Annotated in this window: 14 protein-coding genes, 1 tRNA gene and 1 pseudogene; 8 read left to right on the top strand and 8 right to left on the bottom strand. The window is 65.9% G+C overall.

The genetic code is table 11. The features are described 5' to 3' along the window. Window positions 1–7: 7 nt before the first annotated feature. The gene (moaB, locus tag RTI28_RS06785) at window positions 8–547 is read right to left on the bottom strand and encodes a molybdenum cofactor biosynthesis protein B (RefSeq protein WP_316919738.1); all 540 of its coding nucleotides are present in this window, start codon (window positions 545–547) and stop codon (window positions 8–10) included. Window positions 548–741: 194 nt separating this feature from the next. Between moaB and RTI28_RS06780 the strand changes: the two genes are divergently transcribed. The 3 genes from RTI28_RS06780 (at window position 742) to RTI28_RS06770 (ending at window position 1,616) form a co-directional block, all read left to right on the top strand. Then, the gene (locus RTI28_RS06780; RefSeq protein ID WP_042124298.1) at window positions 742–963 is read left to right on the top strand and encodes a YgdI/YgdR family lipoprotein; all 222 of its coding nucleotides are present in this window, start codon (window positions 742–744) and stop codon (window positions 961–963) included. 78 nt (window positions 964–1,041) lie between these two features. After that, window positions 1,042–1,118: transfer RNA gene (locus tag RTI28_RS06775), tRNA-Pro, on the top strand. A gap of 135 nt (window positions 1,119–1,253) precedes the next feature. Beyond that, a complete protein-coding gene (locus tag RTI28_RS06770; protein WP_316919737.1) occupies window positions 1,254–1,616 on the top strand; it encodes a YMGG-like glycine zipper-containing protein in 363 nt (120 codons plus the stop codon). A 125-nt stretch (window positions 1,617–1,741) separates the two neighbouring features. On the opposite strand, the gene mqo is transcribed toward RTI28_RS06770, so the two are convergent. From mqo to RTI28_RS06755, 4 genes and pseudogenes are all read right to left on the bottom strand, one after another. Continuing rightward, on the bottom strand, window positions 1,742–3,340 hold the full coding sequence (gene mqo, locus RTI28_RS06765; protein WP_316919736.1) for a malate dehydrogenase (quinone): 1,599 nt from the start codon (window positions 3,338–3,340) through the stop codon (window positions 1,742–1,744). Between the two features lie 521 nt (window positions 3,341–3,861). Next, window positions 3,862–4,566 carry a methyl-accepting chemotaxis protein gene (locus RTI28_RS30275; protein WP_410478963.1) on the bottom strand — a complete coding sequence of 235 codons (705 nt, stop codon included), beginning with the start codon at window positions 4,564–4,566 and terminating at the stop codon, window positions 3,862–3,864. A 228-nt stretch (window positions 4,567–4,794) separates the two neighbouring features. Continuing rightward, a pseudogene (locus tag RTI28_RS30270) lies at window positions 4,795–4,905 on the bottom strand (hypothetical protein); the annotation flags it as partial. A gap of 805 nt (window positions 4,906–5,710) precedes the next feature. Beyond that, window positions 5,711–7,474 carry an ABC transporter transmembrane domain-containing protein gene (locus RTI28_RS06755; protein WP_316919734.1) on the bottom strand — a complete coding sequence of 588 codons (1,764 nt, stop codon included), beginning with the start codon at window positions 7,472–7,474 and terminating at the stop codon, window positions 5,711–5,713. 174 nt (window positions 7,475–7,648) lie between these two features. Between RTI28_RS06755 and RTI28_RS06750 the strand changes: the two genes are divergently transcribed. Next, window positions 7,649–7,816 (top strand): PA1571 family protein, encoded by a 168-nt coding sequence (locus RTI28_RS06750; RefSeq protein ID WP_316919733.1) that lies wholly within the window; start codon window positions 7,649–7,651, stop codon window positions 7,814–7,816. A gap of 95 nt (window positions 7,817–7,911) precedes the next feature. On the opposite strand, the gene pdxB is transcribed toward RTI28_RS06750, so the two are convergent. Then, window positions 7,912–9,057, bottom strand: coding sequence for a 4-phosphoerythronate dehydrogenase PdxB (gene pdxB / locus RTI28_RS06745; protein ID WP_316919732.1), 1,146 nt, complete (start codon window positions 9,055–9,057; stop codon window positions 7,912–7,914). A 143-nt stretch (window positions 9,058–9,200) separates the two neighbouring features. On the opposite strand from pdxB, the gene RTI28_RS06740 reads away from it, so the two are divergent. Further along, window positions 9,201–10,586, top strand: a complete 1,386-nt coding sequence (locus RTI28_RS06740; RefSeq protein WP_316919731.1) for an MATE family efflux transporter — start codon at window positions 9,201–9,203, stop codon at window positions 10,584–10,586. Window positions 10,587–10,735: 149 nt separating this feature from the next. Here the strand turns inward: RTI28_RS06740 and tusA are convergent, their stop codons facing one another. Beyond that, window positions 10,736–10,978, bottom strand: coding sequence for a sulfurtransferase TusA (gene tusA / locus RTI28_RS06735; RefSeq protein ID WP_316919730.1), 243 nt, complete (start codon window positions 10,976–10,978; stop codon window positions 10,736–10,738). Window positions 10,979–11,004: 26 nt separating this feature from the next. Then, window positions 11,005–12,072: a 23S rRNA (cytidine(2498)-2'-O)-methyltransferase RlmM gene (gene rlmM, locus RTI28_RS06730; protein ID WP_316919729.1), complete on the bottom strand. Its 1,068-nt coding sequence runs from the start codon at window positions 12,070–12,072 to the stop codon at window positions 11,005–11,007. Between the two features lie 254 nt (window positions 12,073–12,326). On the opposite strand from rlmM, the gene acnA reads away from it, so the two are divergent. The 3 genes from acnA (at window position 12,327) to RTI28_RS06715 (ending at window position 17,753) form a co-directional block, all read left to right on the top strand. Continuing rightward, entirely contained in the window at window positions 12,327–15,014 is a 2,688-nt protein-coding gene (acnA, locus tag RTI28_RS06725) for an aconitate hydratase AcnA (protein WP_316919728.1), read from the top strand. Between the two features lie 193 nt (window positions 15,015–15,207). After that, window positions 15,208–15,996, top strand: coding sequence for a CPBP family intramembrane glutamic endopeptidase (locus RTI28_RS06720; protein WP_316919727.1), 789 nt, complete (start codon window positions 15,208–15,210; stop codon window positions 15,994–15,996). 191 nt (window positions 15,997–16,187) lie between these two features. Next, complete coding sequence (locus RTI28_RS06715) at window positions 16,188–17,753, top strand: PAS domain-containing methyl-accepting chemotaxis protein (RefSeq protein ID WP_316919726.1); 1,566 nt, start codon at window positions 16,188–16,190, stop codon at window positions 17,751–17,753. Window positions 17,754–17,810: the final 57 nt, after the last annotated feature.

The raw sequence follows: 17,810 nt of genomic DNA, 5'->3' as shown, positions 1-17,810 counted from the left end.
CGGCGCCTCAGCCACGGCTTTCGCAGGGCGCGGCCTGCTTCAGGTGCGGGACGAAGTTGCATGGGCGGTGACGGTTGTCCAGCTGCTCGCCGAGGATGCCGTCCCAGCCGGTCCGCACGGCGTTGGTCGAGCCCGGCAGGCAGCACACCAGGGTGCCGTTGGCCAGGCCGGCCAGGGCGCGGGACTGCACGGTGGAGGTGCCGATATCGGCCACGGAGATCTGCCGGAACAGCTCGCCGAAACCATCGACCTGCTTGTCCAGCAGGCAGGCCACCGCTTCCGGGGTGCTGTCGCGCCCGGTGAACCCGGTACCGCCGGTGATCAGCACCACCTGCACCACGTCATCGGCAATCCAGGTCGCGACCTGGGCGCGGATCTTGTACAGGTCGTCCTTGAGCAGTACCCGCGCGGCGAGGTTGTGCCCGGCCGCACCGAGGCGGTCGACGAAGACCTGGCCGGAGGTATCGGTTTCCAGGGTGCGCGTGTCGCTGACCGTCAACACGGCGATATTGAGCGGCACGAAGGAGGCATCTGCCTTGGCTTTCATGGCATGGGGTCCGTTGAACGAGGGGAATGGCCGGAGTTATATCACAGGGAAGCATTGCCCGGCGCGGGCAACCCGGGGGTACATTGCGCTCGATCAATACGCAGATTGAAGGCTACGCTCAACTCGCAAGGAACTTGCTGTAACTGTTTGCGTCTTAACGAACTATACGGCCTCACTTAATTGGAGATTTACCCATGATTCAACGGACCCTTCCCGCATTCCTGCTCGCTCTCGGTATCGGCGCCCTGGCCGGCTGCGCCTCGCCAACCGTGATCACCCTCAATGACGGGCGCGAGATCCAGGCAGTCGACACCCCGTCCTACGACGAAGACTCCGGCTTCTACGAATTCGAGCAACTGGACGGCAAGCGCACCCGGGTCAACAAGGACCAGATCCGCACCGTGAAAGAGCTGTAAGAAACTTCGAAAAAAGCCCCCGATCGGTCTGAATTGGGGGCTTGTCGAAGCGAAATTTTTGAGTAGAATTTTCTTCATCGGAGTGTAGCGCAGCCAGGTAGCGCGTCTCGTTCGGGACGAGAAGGCCGCAGGTTCGAATCCTGTCTCTCCGACCAAATCGCTCATCGACAAAGCCCGCCAGCCGCGGGCTTTGTCGTGTATGTCCCCGGCTGTTTTCCTGGCGCGATCCGCAACGCGGGCCGCGCCGTTTCGCGTGCCTGAAGGCACGCTCTTTCTCGAGGTTGTTTCACATGCGCAAGACAATTGTCGCCGTCACCCTGGGCCTGCTGTTCGCACAAGGCGCTGTCGCCGGCGATGGCACTGCCGCACTCGGCGGCGGCCTGGGCGGGGCCCTGGGCAACGTGGTGGGTCAGCAGATCGGTGGCAAGACCGGCGCGGCCATCGGTGCCGGTGTCGGCGGCGCGGCGGGCAGTGCCGTGGCGGCGAACAAGGGCAACAAGACCAAGGCGGCGGTCGGTGGCGGCCTGGGTGCCGCGGGTGGTTCGCTGCTGGGTGACAAGCTGGGTGGCAGCACCGGCGCTGCGATCGGCGCGGGTGTGGGTGGCGCGGCAGGTGGGGCCTTGGGCAATCACCTGGGCAAGAAGAAGCATTGATCGCGAAGGGGACCCGTCTTATTTGAGTTGACGGGTTTGGGGCCGCTATGCGGCCCTTTCGCGAGCAAGCTCGCTCCTACAGGATTGTCGCGTACACCTGTAGGAGCGAAGCGGTTCCGACAGTCTTACTGAGCAGCCACCGGCTCAGCCACAGCCTGCTCTTCCGGCAACACTGGAACATAGATCAGGCCCAGACGCGAGCTGGTCCACTCGCGGGTCTTGTTGGTCAGTTCCAGGTCGTTGTTCAGCTTCTGACCATAGGTCGGCACGATTTCCTTCAGCCTGGCCTGCCACTCAGGGGTCTTGATGCGATCCTTGAAGGTCTTTTCCAGCACGGTCAGCATGATCGGCGCGGCGGTCGAAGCGCCTGGCGACGCGCCCAGCAGCGCAGCGATGGAGCCGTCCTGGGAGGCGACCACTTCGGTACCGAACTGCAGGATGCCGCCATGCACCGCATCCTTCTTGATGATCTGCACGCGCTGGCCGGCCTGCAGCAGCTTCCAGTCTTCGTTCTTCGCGTTCGGGAAGTACTCGCGCAGCGCCGCCATGCGGTCGTCGAAGCTGAGCATCAGCTGGCCCATCAGGTAGGTGCTGAGGTCGATGTTGTCGATGCCGGCATGGGTCATCGGCATGATGTTGTGGCTGTTCAGCGCGGCGAACATGTCCAGCAGCGAACCGTTTTTCAGGAACTTGGTGGAGAAGGTCGCGAACGGACCGAACAGCAGCACTTCGCGGCCGTCGATGATGCGGGTGTCGAGGTGCGGAACCGACATCGGCGGCGCACCGACCGAGGCCTTGCCGTAAAGCTTGGCCTTGTGCCGGGAGACGATGTCCTGGTTGTCGGTCATCAGGAACTGGCCACCCACCGGGAAGCCGGCATAGCCCTCGGCTTCAGGAATGCCGGACTTCTGCAGCAGCTTCAGCGCGCCGCCACCGGCACCGATGAAGACGAACCTGGCCTTGACGCTGGTTTCCACACCCTTGTTGCCCAGGTCGGCGACCACCACGGTCCAGCTGTTGTCGGCGTTGCGCTTGATGTCGCGGACTTCGTGGCGCAGATTCAGGCTGACCTTGTCGCTCTGGGTCAGCGAGCCCACCAGCTGGCGGGTGATTTCGCCGAAGTTGACGTCGGTGCCGATCGGCATGCGGGTCGCGGCGATCTTCTGGTCCGCGGCGCGGCCTTCCATCACGATCGGTACCCACTGGGCGATCTGCGCGTGGTCTTCGGAGTACTCCATGCCACGGAACAGCGAGCTGTGCTGCAGGGCGGCGTGGCGCTTGCGCAGGAACTCGACGTTCTTGTCACCCCAGACGAAGCTCATGTGCGGCACGTTGTTGATGAACGAACCCGGGTTGTTCAGGACCTTGCGCTCGACCTGGTAGGACCAGAACTGCTTGGAGATCTCGAACTGCTCGTTGATGCCCACGGCCTTGCTGATGTCGATGGAGCCGTCGGCGCTTTCGCTGGTGTAGTTCAGCTCGCAGAACGCGGAATGGCCGGTACCGGCGTTGTTCCAGGCGTTGGAGCTTTCCTCGGCGACCTGGTCCATGCGCTCGTAGATGTCGATCGACCAGTTCGGTTCCAGTTCGTGCAGGTAGGTGCCCAGGCTGGCACTCATGATGCCGCCGCCGATCAGCAGGACGTCGACGGTCTTTTCCGGTTCACTGGGCTTGGAGCAACCAATGACGCTCAGGCACAGGAGCGCCAAAAGGATTTTTTTCATAATTCAATCCAATTGAAGTGAAGGTATTGGCCTGACCGCCGCACCCGGGTGCACGCCCTGGTCTTGTCGTTCTGCTCACACGTGTGCCGAGCATGTGGCTGGACCGGACGGTTGTGCCGGGCCGAACGCTGGCGGGTGGCTGGGGTATCTTCGATGCGGGGAGCGGTCTTTCTGCCGGAGCTGCCGTGGCAACCCATGGTCTTTGCGCGGGGGCTTGGCCCGCACGCCGTTAAAGCACGAAGCAGGCCAACTTTGTCGCGACCAACGGCCAATAGGCGAGGCGCATGGTCGCACCCCATATTTGCGGGTTTTTCTGGCGGGATTCCGCCATCAGCGTCGGAGATATTCCCGGCGAGTGGCGGATTTCCCCCTGGTTCTGGCCAGAAAACCAGAAGCCCTTTGGGCTGCTTTGCAGCCTTCGCGACGGTTCGGCGCCAGACGAGCTCGCTTCCACAGAGAGACACTGCGCAATCTGTGGGAGCGAGCTCGCTCGCGAAGGGCCGCAAAGCGGCCCCAATGGGTCAGGCACTCAATCGAGCGGTCACTTCACCCAGTTGCCCGGACAACTCATGCAAGCGATGGCCTGCCCGCTCGGTACGCTGCACCGCATCCTGGTTGTCGGTGGCGATACGGGTGATCTCGACCAGGTTGCGCGAGATATCCTCGGCCACGCTGGTCTGCTCTTCCGCCGCCGTGGCGATCTGCCGGTTCATGTCGCGGATCGCCTCCACCGCCAGGGTGATGCGCTGCAGCATCTCGCCGGCGCGCTGGACCTGCTCGGCGCCCTCCCGCGAGCGCACCTGGCCGCTCTCGATGGCCTTCACCGCTTCCACCGCGCCGGACTGCACGGCGCTGATGATCTGGTTGATCTCGGCGATCGACGAAGCGGTACGCTGGGCCAGGTTGCGCACTTCATCCGCGACCACGGCGAAACCGCGCCCGGCCTCGCCAGCCCGCGCCGCCTCGATGGCGGCGTTGAGGGCCAGCAGGTTGGTCTGCTCGGCGATGCCACGGATCACCTCCAGCACCTTGCCGATCCGCGCGCTGTCCTGCTCCAGATCCCGGATCACCACGGCGGTGCCGCTGATCTCGGCGTTGACCCGGGAGATGGTGTCGATGGTCGCCTGCATCACCTGCTCGCCGGCCTGGGCGCTGTGGTCGGCGTCGTCGGCCGCCCTGGCGGCCTCGGCAGCATGCCGGGCGACTTCCTGGGCGGTCGCGGACATCTCGTGCATCGCCGTGGCCACCTGGTCGGTGCGCTGGAACTGGTCGTCGGTGCCACGGGCCATGCCACCGGCCAGCTTGCGCAGGTCGCCGCTGGCGTTCTCCAGTTCGCCGGCATTGTCCTGCAGGCGGCCGACGGTGTCGGCGAGGAAGTCGCGCAAGGTGTTGGCCGCGACGGCCAGGCGCCCCAGTTCATCCTGTCGATCGCTGGCGACACGGGCGTCGAAGCGCCCCTGGCTGAGGTGAGCGACGTATTCGATCAGGCGGCGGATCGGCTCGATCAGGCTGCGGTTGACCAGCCACAGACTGAATACGCCGATGACCAGGGCCGACCCCAGCATCATCATCAGGCCAAGCCACACGGTGCGCTGCGCATCGTCGCTGAGGGCCACGGCCTGGGCCGAAGCGGCGGCGCGCAACTGGCTGACCAGCGCACTCATCTGCTCGCTGGCGGCGCGATCGACGCCCTTCACCGCCAGATCGCCAGCGGCCGGATCGCTGCCGGCGGCGAGGAAGGCTTCACGCCCGCGGGCATAGGCCTCACCCAGTTGGCGGTGGCTCTCCTGCAAGCGGCCCAGGCTGGCGCGCAGTTGCGCGTCGCCATCGTTCTCCCGCACCAGTTGGCCGAGGATGTCCTGAACCAGGCGATCCTGGGCCTGGAACTGCTGCCAGTACTTGTCCAGATCCGCCGGCTGCTTGCCGCGCAGGAGCACGTTCTTCCATTCCTGGACCTGGATCTTGAACTGCAGGTTGGCTTCGTCGATCTGTTGCGAAGCGCGCAGCGGGCCACTGAGCAATTGGCTGTAGCCATCGACACTGGCGGACAGCAGGCGGAAACAGACCAGGGCAATCAGCAGCATCGCCAGCAGGCTGCCGGCGAGCAGCGCGAGGATTTGCAGTCGCAGGGAGGTACGCAAGGACATCGGCGGGATCTCGGAACAAAGGATGGGAAGCGCTGGCAGCACGCCAGCCAAAGACATCCATGTCGTCGATTCACGGGCAGGAAAAGCCGCCATCTGACAGTGGCAACCCACTGCATCGGGCTTTTACACAACAGCCGAGACGGATACTCTCAGGGGATTGCTACAGAAATGTGACAACTCATGTCGAGCCTGTCACATTTCTGTAAACAAGGCCTGCAGCGCTCTATTCCGGGCCAAATTGCAGGGCCGCCAAGCGCGCGTACAACGGATTTTCCGCAATCAGTTGCCGATGAGTGCCTATCGCCACCACTCGCCCGCCCTCGATGACCGCGATGCGATCGGCATGCTGCACGGTGGCCAGGCGATGCGCGATCACCAGCGTGGTGCGCCCCGCCATCAGGGTTGGCAACGCCTGCTGGATCAGGTGTTCGCTTTGCGCGTCGAGGGCGCTGGTGGCCTCGTCCAGCAGCAGGATCGGCGCGTCCACCAGCAAGGCACGGGCGATGGCCAGGCGCTGGCGCTGACCGCCGGAGAGGCCGAGGCCGGCATCGCCGAGATGGGTCTGGTAGCCCTGCGGCAGTTGCAGGATGAAGTCATGGGCATGGGCGCTGCGCGCGGCGGCCTCGACCTCGGCGAAGCTGGCGTCGGCACGGCCGTAGCGGATGTTGTCCTCGACACTGCCGAAGAACAGCGCCGGGTTCTGCGCCACCAGGGCGAAATGCCGGCGCAGGTCCAGCGGATCGAGGGCGGTCAACGGCTGGCCATCGAGGAGAATGCGCCCCTCCTGCGGGTCGTAGAAACGCAGGAGCAGGTCGAACAAGGTCGACTTCCCCGCCCCCGACGGGCCTACCAGGGCCAGGGTCTGGCCCGGCTGCACCCGCAGGTCGAGACCGTCGATGGCCGGGCGACCAGGCCGCGACGGATAGGCGAAACGCACGCCCTGCAGCTCCAGTTCGCCACGAACCCGCGCCGGCAACCTGGTCGCGCCCTCGGCTGGCGCAACGATTTCGCTGCGCGACGCCAGCAGCTCGGCGATGCGTTCGGCGGCCCCGGCGGCGCGCTGCAGTTCGCCGAGCACCTCGCTGAGGGTGCCGAAGGCGCTGCCGACGATCAGGCTGTAGAAGACGAACGCGGCCAGGTCACCGCCGGAAATTCGCCCGGCGATCACATCCATGCCGCCGACCCAGAGCATCACCCCCACTGCGCCCAGCACCAGCACGATCACCAGGGTGATCAGCCAGGCGCGCTGGACGATGCGCTTGCGCGCGGTAGCGAACGCCGCCTCCACCGTTTCACCGAAGCGCTGGCGATCCCGCCCCTGGTGGTTGTAGGCCTGCACCGTCTTGATCTGGCCGAGGGTTTCGGCGACATAGCTGCCGACATCGGCGATGCGATCCTGGCTCTGCCGCGACAGGCTGCGCACGCGCCGCCCGAAGACCAGGATCGGCGCCAGCACCAGCGGCAGCGCGAGGACCACGATGCTGGTCAGCTTGGCATTGGTGACGAACAGCAGGACGATGCCGCCGATGACCATCAGCGCGTTGCGCAGGAACAACGACAGCGAGGAGCCGATCACCGACTGCAGCAACGTGGTATCAGCGGTCAGGCGCGACTGGATCTCCGAACTGCGGTTGTTCTCGAAAAAGCCCGGATGCAGGCTGATCAGGTGGTCGAACACCTGCTGGCGAACATCGGCCACCACCCGCTCGCCGATCCACGACACCAGATAGAAGCGGGTGAACGTACCGATCGCCAGGGCCAGCACCAGCGCCATGAACAGGGCGATGGACTGCCCCAGCAGCTCGGCCGAGCGGGTGACGAAGCCCTGGTCCACCAGCAGGCGGATGCCCTGGCCCATGGACAGGGTGATGCCGGCGGTGACGACCAGGGCCAGCAAGGCCAGCAGCGACTGCCGGCGATAGGGACGCACGAAGCGCCAGGCCAGGCGCAGTGCCTGGCGCTGGCGGGCGGAAAGCGGATTGAACATGGAGGCTGCCGTCTGGTGCGGACGTTAGATCGCATCGGTCTAAAGTACCGCTGGTGATCGAATGAACTTTCTGTTGGACTATCCGCTCGCATGATGAGACAGCCAAGGGAGTTGTCATAGCCTGGTCATCACGCGACGTTATTTTGGGCTAGCCACCTGATGAGGAGACAGGAAATGAGCCTGCAGCATAGCAGCAACCCGCAACAACGCCCGGCCCAGCCTGCGCCGGCGCACGGTTCGATCATCGACGCGCAAGGGCGCGAGATTCCGATCACCGAGCAGATGATCCAGCAGGCGTGCCGCGAGCTGGAAAACAGCCGCAAACCGGTGAAGAAGGGCTGAAACCCCACCGCCTCTTTCGAGACCCGGCGCTTGCGCCGGGTTTTTTATTGGTTCTTCACGCAATCCCGTGAAGAACCTTGTCAGCGCCGAAACCGTCAACCCTCGACCACACACCCCAGAGCCAGCGCGATCCGCCGCAATTGCGCCGCCTCGCCGTCGATCCGCACCACCAGCCCTTCGATCTCGCGCCGTACCGGATAACGCTTGCGCAGTACATCGAAGGCGATCTTCTGCGCCGCCGGATCATCGCCCAGGCTGCGGCGGAAATCGGCATCGTCACGCCGCGGGTCGTACACCGCCCGGCACAGCATCGCCAGGGTCCAGGCCGGATCGCTGTCGGCCTGCAACTGCAGGCGCGCCAGCCATGGCGCCGGCAGCAGGTCCGCCAGCCGCACCTGCTCGGCCTCGCCACGCCAGGCACAGAACGCCTGGTAGATCTGCGCGGTGCCGCGTTGCTTGCCATCCAGGCTGTAGCCGGCGATGTGCGGCGTGGCGATGACGCAGAGATCGGCCAGCTCCACATCCACCAGCGGCTCCTCCTCCCAGACGTCCAGCACCGCCAGCACATCTTCGCGCGCCAGCAGCAGTTCGCGCAGGGCATGGTTGTCGATCACCGGCCCGCGCGCGGCGTTGATCAGCCAGGCGCCCGGGCGCAACTGCGCCAGGCGCGGGGCATCCAGCAGATGCCAAGTGGCCTGCTCGCCGGAACGGGTCAGCGGCGTGTGCAGGCTGATCACGTCGCACTCGGCGAGAATCCTCTCCAGACCGACATAATCGCCCCCCTCCGCCGCCTGCCGTGGCGGATCGCAGACCAGCACCTTCCAACCCAGACCGCGCAATACCTGGACCAGGCGCCCGCCGACTTCGCCGGCGCCGATCACACCATAGGTCCGCGCGGCGAGGTCGGCGCCATCCAGTTCGGCCAGGGTCAGCAGGCTGCCCAGCACGTAGTCCACCACGCCCCGGGCGTTGCAGCCCGGCGCGCTGGACCATTGGATACCGGCCTCGGCGAACCAGCCCAGATCGAGGTGATCGGTGCCGATGGTGCAGGTGCCGACGAAGCGCACCCGGCTGCCTTCGAGCAGCGCGCGATCGACCCTGGTCACCGAACGCACCAGCAGTACATCGGCGTCGCGCACGCAGTCACGGTCGATGGCCCGCCCCGGATAGCGGCGGATCTCGCCGAAGCCGGCAAAGAAGGCATCGAGCAACGGAATATTTTCGTCGGCGACTATCAGCATGAAGGCTCTCCTGTGGGGGATCGCAGTGTAGGGGGAGAGCAGAAGGCGAGCCATGTCTTTTTCCAGCCTGGCGGTCAGTGTTTCCTGACCGATACGTCAAGGCGTAGTATTGCCGGTTTTCCGCTACTGCCTCAGACCAGCCAATGACCAGCATCACCCTCTCCCGCCCTGCCCGCATTCGCAGCGAAATGCGCAGCCTGATGCACCTGGCGACGCCGATCATCGTCGCCCAGCTGGCGACCACCGCCATGGGCTTCGTCGATGCGGTGATGGCCGGCCGGGTCAGCCCCGGCGACCTGGCGGCGGTGGCCCTGGGCAATTCGATCTGGATTCCGGTGTACCTGCTGATGACCGGCATCCTGCTGGCCACCACGCCCAAGGTCGCCCAGCGTTTCGGTGCCAACCAGCACGGCGAGATCGCGCCCCTGGTGCGCCAGGCGCTGTGGCTGGCGCTGCTGGTGGGCCTGCTGGCCAGTGCCCTGCTGCTCGGCGCCGAACCGATCCTGCACCTGATGAAGGTCGATCCGCAGTTGATCGGCCCCAGCATGGGCTACCTGCAGGGCATCGCCTTCGGCCTCCCCGGCATCGCCCTGTACTACGTGCTGCGCTGCTACAGCGACGGCCTCGGACGCACCCGACCGAGCATGGTCATCGGCCTGTGCGGCCTGCTGCTGAACATCCCCCTGAACTGGGTGCTGATCTACGGCCACTTCGGCCTGCCGGCGCTGGGCGGGGTCGGCTGCGGCTGGGCGACCGGCATCGTCGGCTGGTTCATGGCCCTGAGCATGGCCGCCTGGAGCCGCTGGGCCCCGGCCTATGCCAGCAGCCGCGTGCTGGTGCGCCTGGAGCGCCCGCGCTGGACGGTGATCAAGCGCTTGCTCGGCATCGGCCTGCCGATCGGTATCGCGGTGTTCGCCGAGTCGAGCATTTTCGCGGTGATCGCCCTGCTGATCGGCAGCCTCGGCCCGACCGTGGTGGCCGGGCACCAGATCGCCCTGAACATCAGCTCGCTGCTGTTCATGATTCCGTATTCGCTGGGGATGGCGGTCACCGTGCGCGTGGGTCAGGCAGTCGGAGCCGGCGATCCGTACCAGGCACGCTTCGCCGCGCAGGTCGGGCTGGGCACGGCGCTGCTGTTCGCGGTGTTCTCCGCCAGCCTGATCCTGCTGCTGCGCGAGCAGATCGCGGCGATCTACACCCCGGACACGGCAGTGATCCAGATCGCCGCGATGCTCATCGTGTTCGCCGCGCTGTATCAGTTCTCCGACGCCATCCAGGTCATCTGCGCCGGCGCCCTGCGCGGCTACCAGGACACCCGGGTGACCATGATCCTGACCCTGTTCGCCTACTGGGGCATCGGCCTGCCGGTGGGCTACCTGCTCGGCCTGAGCGATTTCTTCGGCCCGGCCAGCGGCCCGAGCGGCCTGTGGCAGGGCCTGATCGCCGGCCTGACCTGCGCCGCGCTGATGCTCTCGATCCGCCTGCTGCGCAGTACCCGGCGGCATATCCGCCGGGCACAACGCGGCTGAGCCTCAGCCCAGGCTGAAACGCGCGGTGTTGTCGTTGAGGGCGCGACTGCCCTGGTGCAGGGTGTCGGTCCCCCCTGCCCCGCCCCGGCGGCCCAACACACACTCGTCGCGGAAGAAACAGCGGGAGTAACAGACAGGCGTGTTTCGCTTCAGTCGAGCTTCTTGCGAATCCAGTACAGGTAGGTGCCGCCCGCTTCTTCCTGCTGCACCAGTTCATGCCCGAGAAACACGCAGAACTTGGGAATGTCGCGGCGGGTCGAGGGGTCGGTGGCGATCACCTTGAGCAGGCCGCCGCCGGCCAGGTCGCGCACGTATTGGTGCAGCATCATCACCGGCTCCGGGCAGTTCAGGCCGCTGGCATCGAGCACGGCATCGGGGGTGAAATCGGTCATTCGGGTACTCCGCAATTCGTGGGTGATCAGCGTGGCTTGAGGTCGAGGCGGCGCAGGTGGCAGGTGACTTCCTCGCGGTCGTGGTAGAGCTGCTTGCAGCCGATGGAAACCTTGACCTTGCGCGCCTTGCAGCCTTCCTCGATGCGCTCCAGCAGACGCCGCACCTCGGCATAACGCTGCTTCATCGGCAGTTTCAGGTTGACCACCGCCTCGCGGCAGTGCCCGCCGCCCAGCCATTCCTCGATCATCGCCGCAGTACGCGCCGGCTTCTCGACGATGTCGCAGACCATCCAGTCGACCATCTGCTTCGGCTTCCAGGTAAAACCGTCGACCATCAGGTGCTGGACCAGCCCGGTGTCCATCAGGCTCTCGGCCATCGGCCCGTTGTCGATCGCCGTGACCAGCATGCCACGCCGCACCAGCTGGTAGGTCCAGCCGCCCGGCGCGGCGCCGAGGTCGACGCCGGTCATGTCGTCGGACAGGCGCTGCTCCCACTGCTCGCGCGGGATGAAGTGGTGCCAGGCCTCCTCCAGCTTGAGGGTCGAACGGCTCGGCGCCTCGCGGGGGAACTTCAGGCGCGGAATGCCCATCGGCCACATCGCCGAGTTGTCGCCGTCGGCAAGGCCGAGGAAGACCCGTCTGCCACTGACGAACGTCAGCAGCAGGCGCGGCCCCGGCGCATCCTTCTCGCTCAGCCGCCCGGCCTTGACCAGCGCCTTGCGCAGCGGCGCCTCGAACTTGCGACAGAAGGTCGAGAGCTCCTTGCCGTCGTTGCTGTCCATCACCTCCAGCCACAGGCTGCCGGCCCGCGGATAGGCGGCCAGGTGTTCCAGCAGCACGCTGATGCGGTCGCTTTCCGGCAGCTCGACGAAGCTGCCGCGGGCCCACTGGCGGGGGAAGATCAACTGCTTGAAACGCAGCGCGCTCATGATCCGCTCGGCGCCTTCGGCGTCGTTGCAGATGAATTCGGCGCAGGCGCTCTGCGGCTTGGCCTTGGCATAACCGGGCACGCCGAGCTGCGCGGCATGTTCGCTGATCTCGGAACAGACCTCGCCCTCGAAACCGGGTCGGCAATGCAGGAACAGGGTATTCATCACTCACTCCAGAACGGTCGGCCGGCCATTTCGCCCCAACCCTGACCGGAGACAAGTGCCCCGGCGGAAAATCGGCGAATGATAAAGGACTTTCGGAACCGGCGACATGCCCCGCCGGTCCAGTAAAGGGTCGGATTAGCCAAACGGGGCTAATCTGACCGTTCAGCCAGGTCCGTGCCGTGCGGACCGATAAGGCGGTGCAACGGCGAAAACGGGCATGAACGCCGTTCACCGACCCCAGAAGGAGTTGGTCAATGTCCTCGCTCGACAGCCTGAAAACCCTCAAGACCCTGGCCGTGAATGGCCGTGATTACCACTACTTCAGCCTCACCGAGGCCGCACGCAGCCTCGGCGATCTGCACCCTTTGCCGATGTCGCTCAAGGTGCTGCTGGAAAACCTGCTGCGCTGGGAAGACGGCAAGACCGTCACCGGCGCCGACCTCCAGGCCCTCGCCGGCTGGCTGCGCGAGCGTCGCTCGGACCGCGAGATCCAGTACCGCCCGGCGCGGGTGCTGATGCAGGACTTCACCGGCGTGCCGGCGGTCGTCGACCTCGCCGCCATGCGCGCGGCCATGGCCAGGGCCGGTGGTGATCCACAGCGGATCAACCCGCTGTCGCCGGTGGACCTGGTGATCGACCACTCGGTGATGGTCGACCGCTACGCCAGCCCCGCGGCCTTCGCCGAAAACGTCGACATCGAGATGCAGCGCAACGGCGAACGCTACGCCTTCCTGCGCTGGGGCCAGAATGCCTTCGCCAACTTCCGCGTGGTGCCACCGGGCACCGGCATCTGTCACCAGGTCAACCTGGAGTACCTCGGGCGCACCGTCTGGACCCGCGAGGAAGACGGCCGCACCTATGCCTTCCCCGACACCCTGGTCGGCACCGACTCGCACACCACCATGATCAACGGCCTCGGCGTGCTCGGCTGGGGCGTCGGCGGCATCGAGGCGGAGGCGGCCATGCTTGGCCAGCCGGTGTCGATGCTGATTCCCGAGGTGATCGGCTTCAGGCTCACCGGCAAGCTGCGCGAAGGCATCACCGCCACCGACCTGGTGCTGACGGTCACCCAGATGCTGCGCAAGAAGGGGGTGGTGGGCAAATTCGTCGAGTTCTATGGCGATGGCCTCGCCGACCTGCCCCTGGCCGACCGCGCCACCCTGGCCAACATGGCGCCGGAGTACGGCGCCACCTGCGGTTTCTTCCCGGTGGACGAGGTCACCCTCGACTACCTGCGCCTGTCGGGCCGCCCCGCCGACACCGTGGCACTGGTCGAGGCCTACAGCAAAGCCCAGGGACTGTGGCGCGAGCCGGGTCATGAACCGCTGTTCAGCGACACCCTGGCGCTGGACATGAACGACGTCCAGGCCAGCCTGGCCGGACCGAAACGCCCGCAGGACCGGGTCGCCCTGCCCGGGGTGAGCAACGCCTTCGATGATTTCCTCGGCCTCAACGCCCGCAAGGCCGGCGCCGAGGGCCAGGGCGAGATCCGCTTCGATCTCGAGGGCCAGCAGCACACCCTCAAGGACGGCGCGGTGGTTATCGCCGCCATCACCTCCTGCACCAACACCTCCAACCCCAGCGTGATGATGGCCGCCGGCCTGCTGGCGAAGAAGGCGGTGGAAAAGGGCCTGCAACGCAAGCCCTGGGTGAAGAGCTCGCTGGCCCCCGGCTCCAAGGTGGTCACCGACTATTACCAGGCCGCCGGCCTGACCCGCTATCTCGACGAACTGGGCTTCGACCTGGTGGGCTACGGCTGCACCACCTGCATCGGCAACTCCGGCCCCCTGGCCGAGCCGATCGAAAGCGCCATCGGCAAGGCCGACCTGGTGGTGGCCTCGGTGCTCTCGGGCAACCGCAACTTCGAAGGCCGCGTGCATCCGCTGGTCAAGACCAACTGGCTGGCTTCGCCGCCACTGGTGGTGGCCTATGCCCTGGCCGGCAGCGTGCGCCTGGACCTGTCCCGCGAGCCGCTGGGCAACGACAGCAACGGCCAGCCGGTGTACCTGCGGGACATCTGGCCCAGCCAGCAGGAAATCGCCGCGGCGGTGGCCCAGGTGGACACGCGGATGTTCCACAAGGAATACGCCGAGGTCTTCGCCGGCGACGAACAGTGGCAGGCCATCGCCGTGCCGCAGGCCGCCACCTATGTCTGGCAGGACGACTCCACCTACATCCAGCATCCGCCGTTCTTCGACGGTATTTCCGGCCCGCCGCCGAAGATCGAGGACGTGCACGGCGCGCGGATCCTCGCCCTGCTCGGCGATTCGGTGACCACCGACCATATTTCCCCCGCCGGCAACATCAAGGCCGACAGTCCGGCCGGACGCTACCTGCGCGACAAGGGCGTGGAGCCACGCGACTTCAACTCCTACGGCTCGCGGCGCGGCAACCATGAAGTGATGATGCGCGGCACCTTCGCCAATATCCGCATCCGCAACGAAATGCTCGGCGGCGAGGAAGGCGGCAACACCCTGCACGTGCCCAGTGGCGAAAAGCTGGCGATCTACGATGCGGCCATGCGCTACCGCGACGAAGGTACGCCACTGGTGGTGATCGCCGGCCAGGAATACGGCACCGGCTCCAGCCGCGACTGGGCGGCCAAGGGCACCAACCTGCTGGGGGTCAAGGCGGTGCTGGCGGAGAGTTTCGAGCGTATCCACCGCTCCAACCTGGTGGGCATGGGCGTGCTGCCGCTGCAGTTCAGCGCCGGGCAGGACCGCAGGCAACTCGGCCTGACGGGGCGCGAGAAGATCGACATTCTCGGCCTGAGCGGGACCAGGCTCGAACCGCACATGAGCCTGGACCTGCGCATCTCCCGCGCGGATGGCAGCACGGAAACCATCGCCGTGCTGTGCCGGATCGATACCTTGAACGAGGTGGAGTACTTCAAGGCGGGGGGGATTCTGCACTATGTGTTGCGGCAGATGATCGCGCGCTGAGCGCTGCATGCTGTGGCCCGGTAGGAGCGTGGCTTGCCCGCGAAGGAGCGCGTAGCGCTCCCGGACATCACCGTAATCGGGAGTGCTGCGCACTCCTTCGCGGGCAAGCCTCGCTCCTACGGGGTCAAGTCTGCGTGTCCTCGACGCCATGACCGCAGTCGAAGCCTGCATGCCTTATCGCAAAGGACTCGACATGCGCGCCTCCCACTGGACCCTGCTGGCCCTGCTCACCACGGTCTATGCCTTCGCCCTGACGCAGGGCAGCCTGGGCCTGGCTACCCTGCCGGTGTTCGCCGTGCTGCTGTTCAGCGCCTGGCTGGTACGACCCGGCCACGCCCTCCCCCGCAAAGTCCTCGGCCACAGCCTGTTCGTCCTCACCGCCGTGGCCCTCGCCCTGCACCAGTTGCCGGGTTTCGACAACGCGCTGGTCATCGACCAGGCCCGCTTCAGCGCCGACGCCGCGCCGTTCTCCATGCACCTCAATCTGGACAAGCCGCTGATCGGCTTCTGGCTGCTGCTGGCCTGTCCGTGGATCGTCATGGCACGCCAGCCGCGGCCCGGGCTCGCGGCCTTGGCGATGGTCCTGACCAGCCTGGTCTGCCTGGGCATCGCATGGCTGCTGGGCGTCGTCGCCTGGTCGGTGAAATGGCCGCCCCAGGCCTGGCTGTGGATAACCAACAACCTGCTGCTGGTCAGCCTGGTCGAGGAAGCGCTGTTTCGCGGCTATCTGCAGGGCGGCCTGCAACGCTGGCTGGTCCCGCTGCGCCAGGGCGACAACCTCGCGCTGGGCCTGAGTGCGCTGCTGTTCGGCCTGGCCCACGTCGGTGGCGGCTGGCCCTGGGTCGCCCTGGCAACACTGGCCGGGGCCGGTTACGGGTTAGCCTGGCGCCATGGCGGACTGCCGGCGGCGCTGCTGGCGCATTTCGGCCTGAACCTGATGCATTTCGCGCTGTTCACCTACCCGCTCGAAACAACCCCATGAACCATAGGTCATTGACTGACTTATGTTGCGAAAATGTGAAAGAATGCGCGCAAATTTGACGAACGTGACGACTTCCCATAGCTCAGGCGACCTCGGCGAACATTGAGCAGGATCAACAAAACCCAAATATTCATTCAATAATTTCGTGCCTGTGCCGATAGCTCACGAAAGCCTTGCGGATTGAACAGCTTATGCGTAACAACCAGCCGATTACCCAGCGCGAACGGACTTTCCCTGCCCAACAACGGTTGATCTCGACTACCGATGCCAAGGGTGTCATTACCTACTGCAACGACGCATTCATCGAGATCAGCGGTTTCTCGCGCGACGAGCTGATGCGTGCGCCGCATAACCTGGTCCGCCACCCGGACGTGCCTTCGGCGGTATTCGCCCACATGTGGGCGACCCTCAAACAGGGCCTGCCATGGATGGGTATCGTCAAGAACCGCTGCAAGTCCGGCGACCACTACTGGGTCAACGCCTACGTCACGCCGATCTTCGAGAGCAATCAGGTGGTGGGCTACGAGTCGGTGCGGGTCAAACCGACCGCCGAGCAGATCCGCCGCGCCGAAGCCCTGTACAAGCGCATCAACGACGGCAAGTCGGCCATTCCGCGCCGCGATAAATGGCTGCCGGTACTGCAGGACTGGCTGCCGTTCATCATGATCAGCCAGATCGGTTTCCTCATCGGCATCTGGCTCGGCCACTCCTGGGGCTTCGCCCTCGCCGCGGCGCTGTCGGTGCCGCTCGGCCTGCTCGGCCTGGGCTGGCAGCAACGTGGCCTCAAGCGCCTGCTGCGCCTGGCCGAACAGACCACCTCCGACCCGCTGATCGCGCAGATGTACACCGACAGCCGTGGCGTCCAGGCGCGCCTGGAGATGGCCATGCTCAGCCAGGACGCTCGCCTGAAGACCTGCCTGACCCGCTTGCAGGACACCGCCGAGCACCTCAACGAGCAGGCCCGGCAGTCCGACGCCCTGGCCCACAACAGCTCGTCCGGCCTGGAACGCCAGCGCGTCGAGACCGAACAGGTCGCCGCCGCGGTCAACCAGATGGCCGCCACCACCCAGGAAGTGGCCAACCACGTCCAGCGTGCCGCCGACGCCACCCAGGCGGCCAACCGCCTGACCGACCGCGGGCGCAACATCGCCGGGGAAACCCGCGACGCCATCCAGCGCCTGTCCACCGCGGTGGGCGAAACCGGCCAGACCGTCACTCAACTGGCCCGTGACAGCGACGAGATCGGTGGTGTGGTCGACGTGATCAAGGGCATCGCCGACCAGACCAACCTGCTGGCGCTCAACGCCGCCATCGAAGCGGCCCGTGCCGGGGAAATGGGTCGCGGCTTCGCCGTGGTCGCCGACGAGGTCCGCCAACTGGCGCAGCGCACCAGCGAGTCCACCGGACAGATCCATGGCCTGATCGCCAAGCTGCAGCAGACCGCGTCGAATGCCGTGCAGACCATGGAAGCCGGCCATCGTCAGGCCGAGGAAGGTGTACAGCGGGTGATGGAAGCCGACCAGGCGCTGGTGGGCATCAGCGAGGCGGTGGCCAACATCACCGACATGGCCACCCAGATCGCCGCCGCTACCGAGCAGCAGACTTCGGTGGCCGAGGAAATCAGCCGCAATATCACCACCATCGCCGCCCTGGCCGACCAGACCTCGGAGCAGGCGCAGCACTCGGCATTGCTCAGTGAAGAACTGACCCATACCGCGACGACCCAGTACTCGCTGGTCGAGCGCTTCAATCGCTAGGGACGACATCTCCCCCCCGTAGGAGCGTGGCTTGCCCGCGAAAGGACCGCGCAGCGG

This window comes from Pseudomonas sp. zfem002 (assembly GCF_032621685.1).
GTDB lineage: Bacteria > Pseudomonadota > Gammaproteobacteria > Pseudomonadales > Pseudomonadaceae > Aquipseudomonas > Aquipseudomonas japonica.
The sequence above is the reverse complement of the archived record's forward strand: the minus strand, read 5'-3'. Positions and strand labels throughout refer to the sequence as shown.

Coding starts and splice junctions, on each gene's coding strand:
- pdxB (WP_316919732.1), bottom strand. CDS start 9,057: ATGCTGATAGTCGCCGACGAAAATATTCCGTTGCTCGATGCCTTCTTT.
- moaB (WP_316919738.1), bottom strand. CDS start 547: ATGAAAGCCAAGGCAGATGCCTCCTTCGTGCCGCTCAATATCGCCGTG.
- mqo (WP_316919736.1), bottom strand. CDS start 3,340: ATGAAAAAAATCCTTTTGGCGCTCCTGTGCCTGAGCGTCATTGGTTGC.
- RTI28_RS06755 (WP_316919734.1), bottom strand. CDS start 7,474: ATGTTCAATCCGCTTTCCGCCCGCCAGCGCCAGGCACTGCGCCTGGCC.
- RTI28_RS06780 (WP_042124298.1), top strand. CDS start 742: ATGATTCAACGGACCCTTCCCGCATTCCTGCTCGCTCTCGGTATCGGC.
- tusA (WP_316919730.1), bottom strand. CDS start 10,978: ATGACCGATTTCACCCCCGATGCCGTGCTCGATGCCAGCGGCCTGAAC.
- acnA (WP_316919728.1), top strand. CDS start 12,327: ATGTCCTCGCTCGACAGCCTGAAAACCCTCAAGACCCTGGCCGTGAAT.
- RTI28_RS06720 (WP_316919727.1), top strand. CDS start 15,208: ATGCGCGCCTCCCACTGGACCCTGCTGGCCCTGCTCACCACGGTCTAT.
- RTI28_RS30275 (WP_410478963.1), bottom strand. CDS start 4,566: ATGTCCGCGACCGCCCAGGAAGTCGCCCGGCATGCTGCCGAGGCCGCC.
- rlmM (WP_316919729.1), bottom strand. CDS start 12,072: ATGAATACCCTGTTCCTGCATTGCCGACCCGGTTTCGAGGGCGAGGTC.
- RTI28_RS06750 (WP_316919733.1), top strand. CDS start 7,649: ATGAGCCTGCAGCATAGCAGCAACCCGCAACAACGCCCGGCCCAGCCT.
- RTI28_RS06770 (WP_316919737.1), top strand. CDS start 1,254: ATGCGCAAGACAATTGTCGCCGTCACCCTGGGCCTGCTGTTCGCACAA.
- RTI28_RS06715 (WP_316919726.1), top strand. CDS start 16,188: ATGCGTAACAACCAGCCGATTACCCAGCGCGAACGGACTTTCCCTGCC.
- RTI28_RS06740 (WP_316919731.1), top strand. CDS start 9,201: ATGACCAGCATCACCCTCTCCCGCCCTGCCCGCATTCGCAGCGAAATG.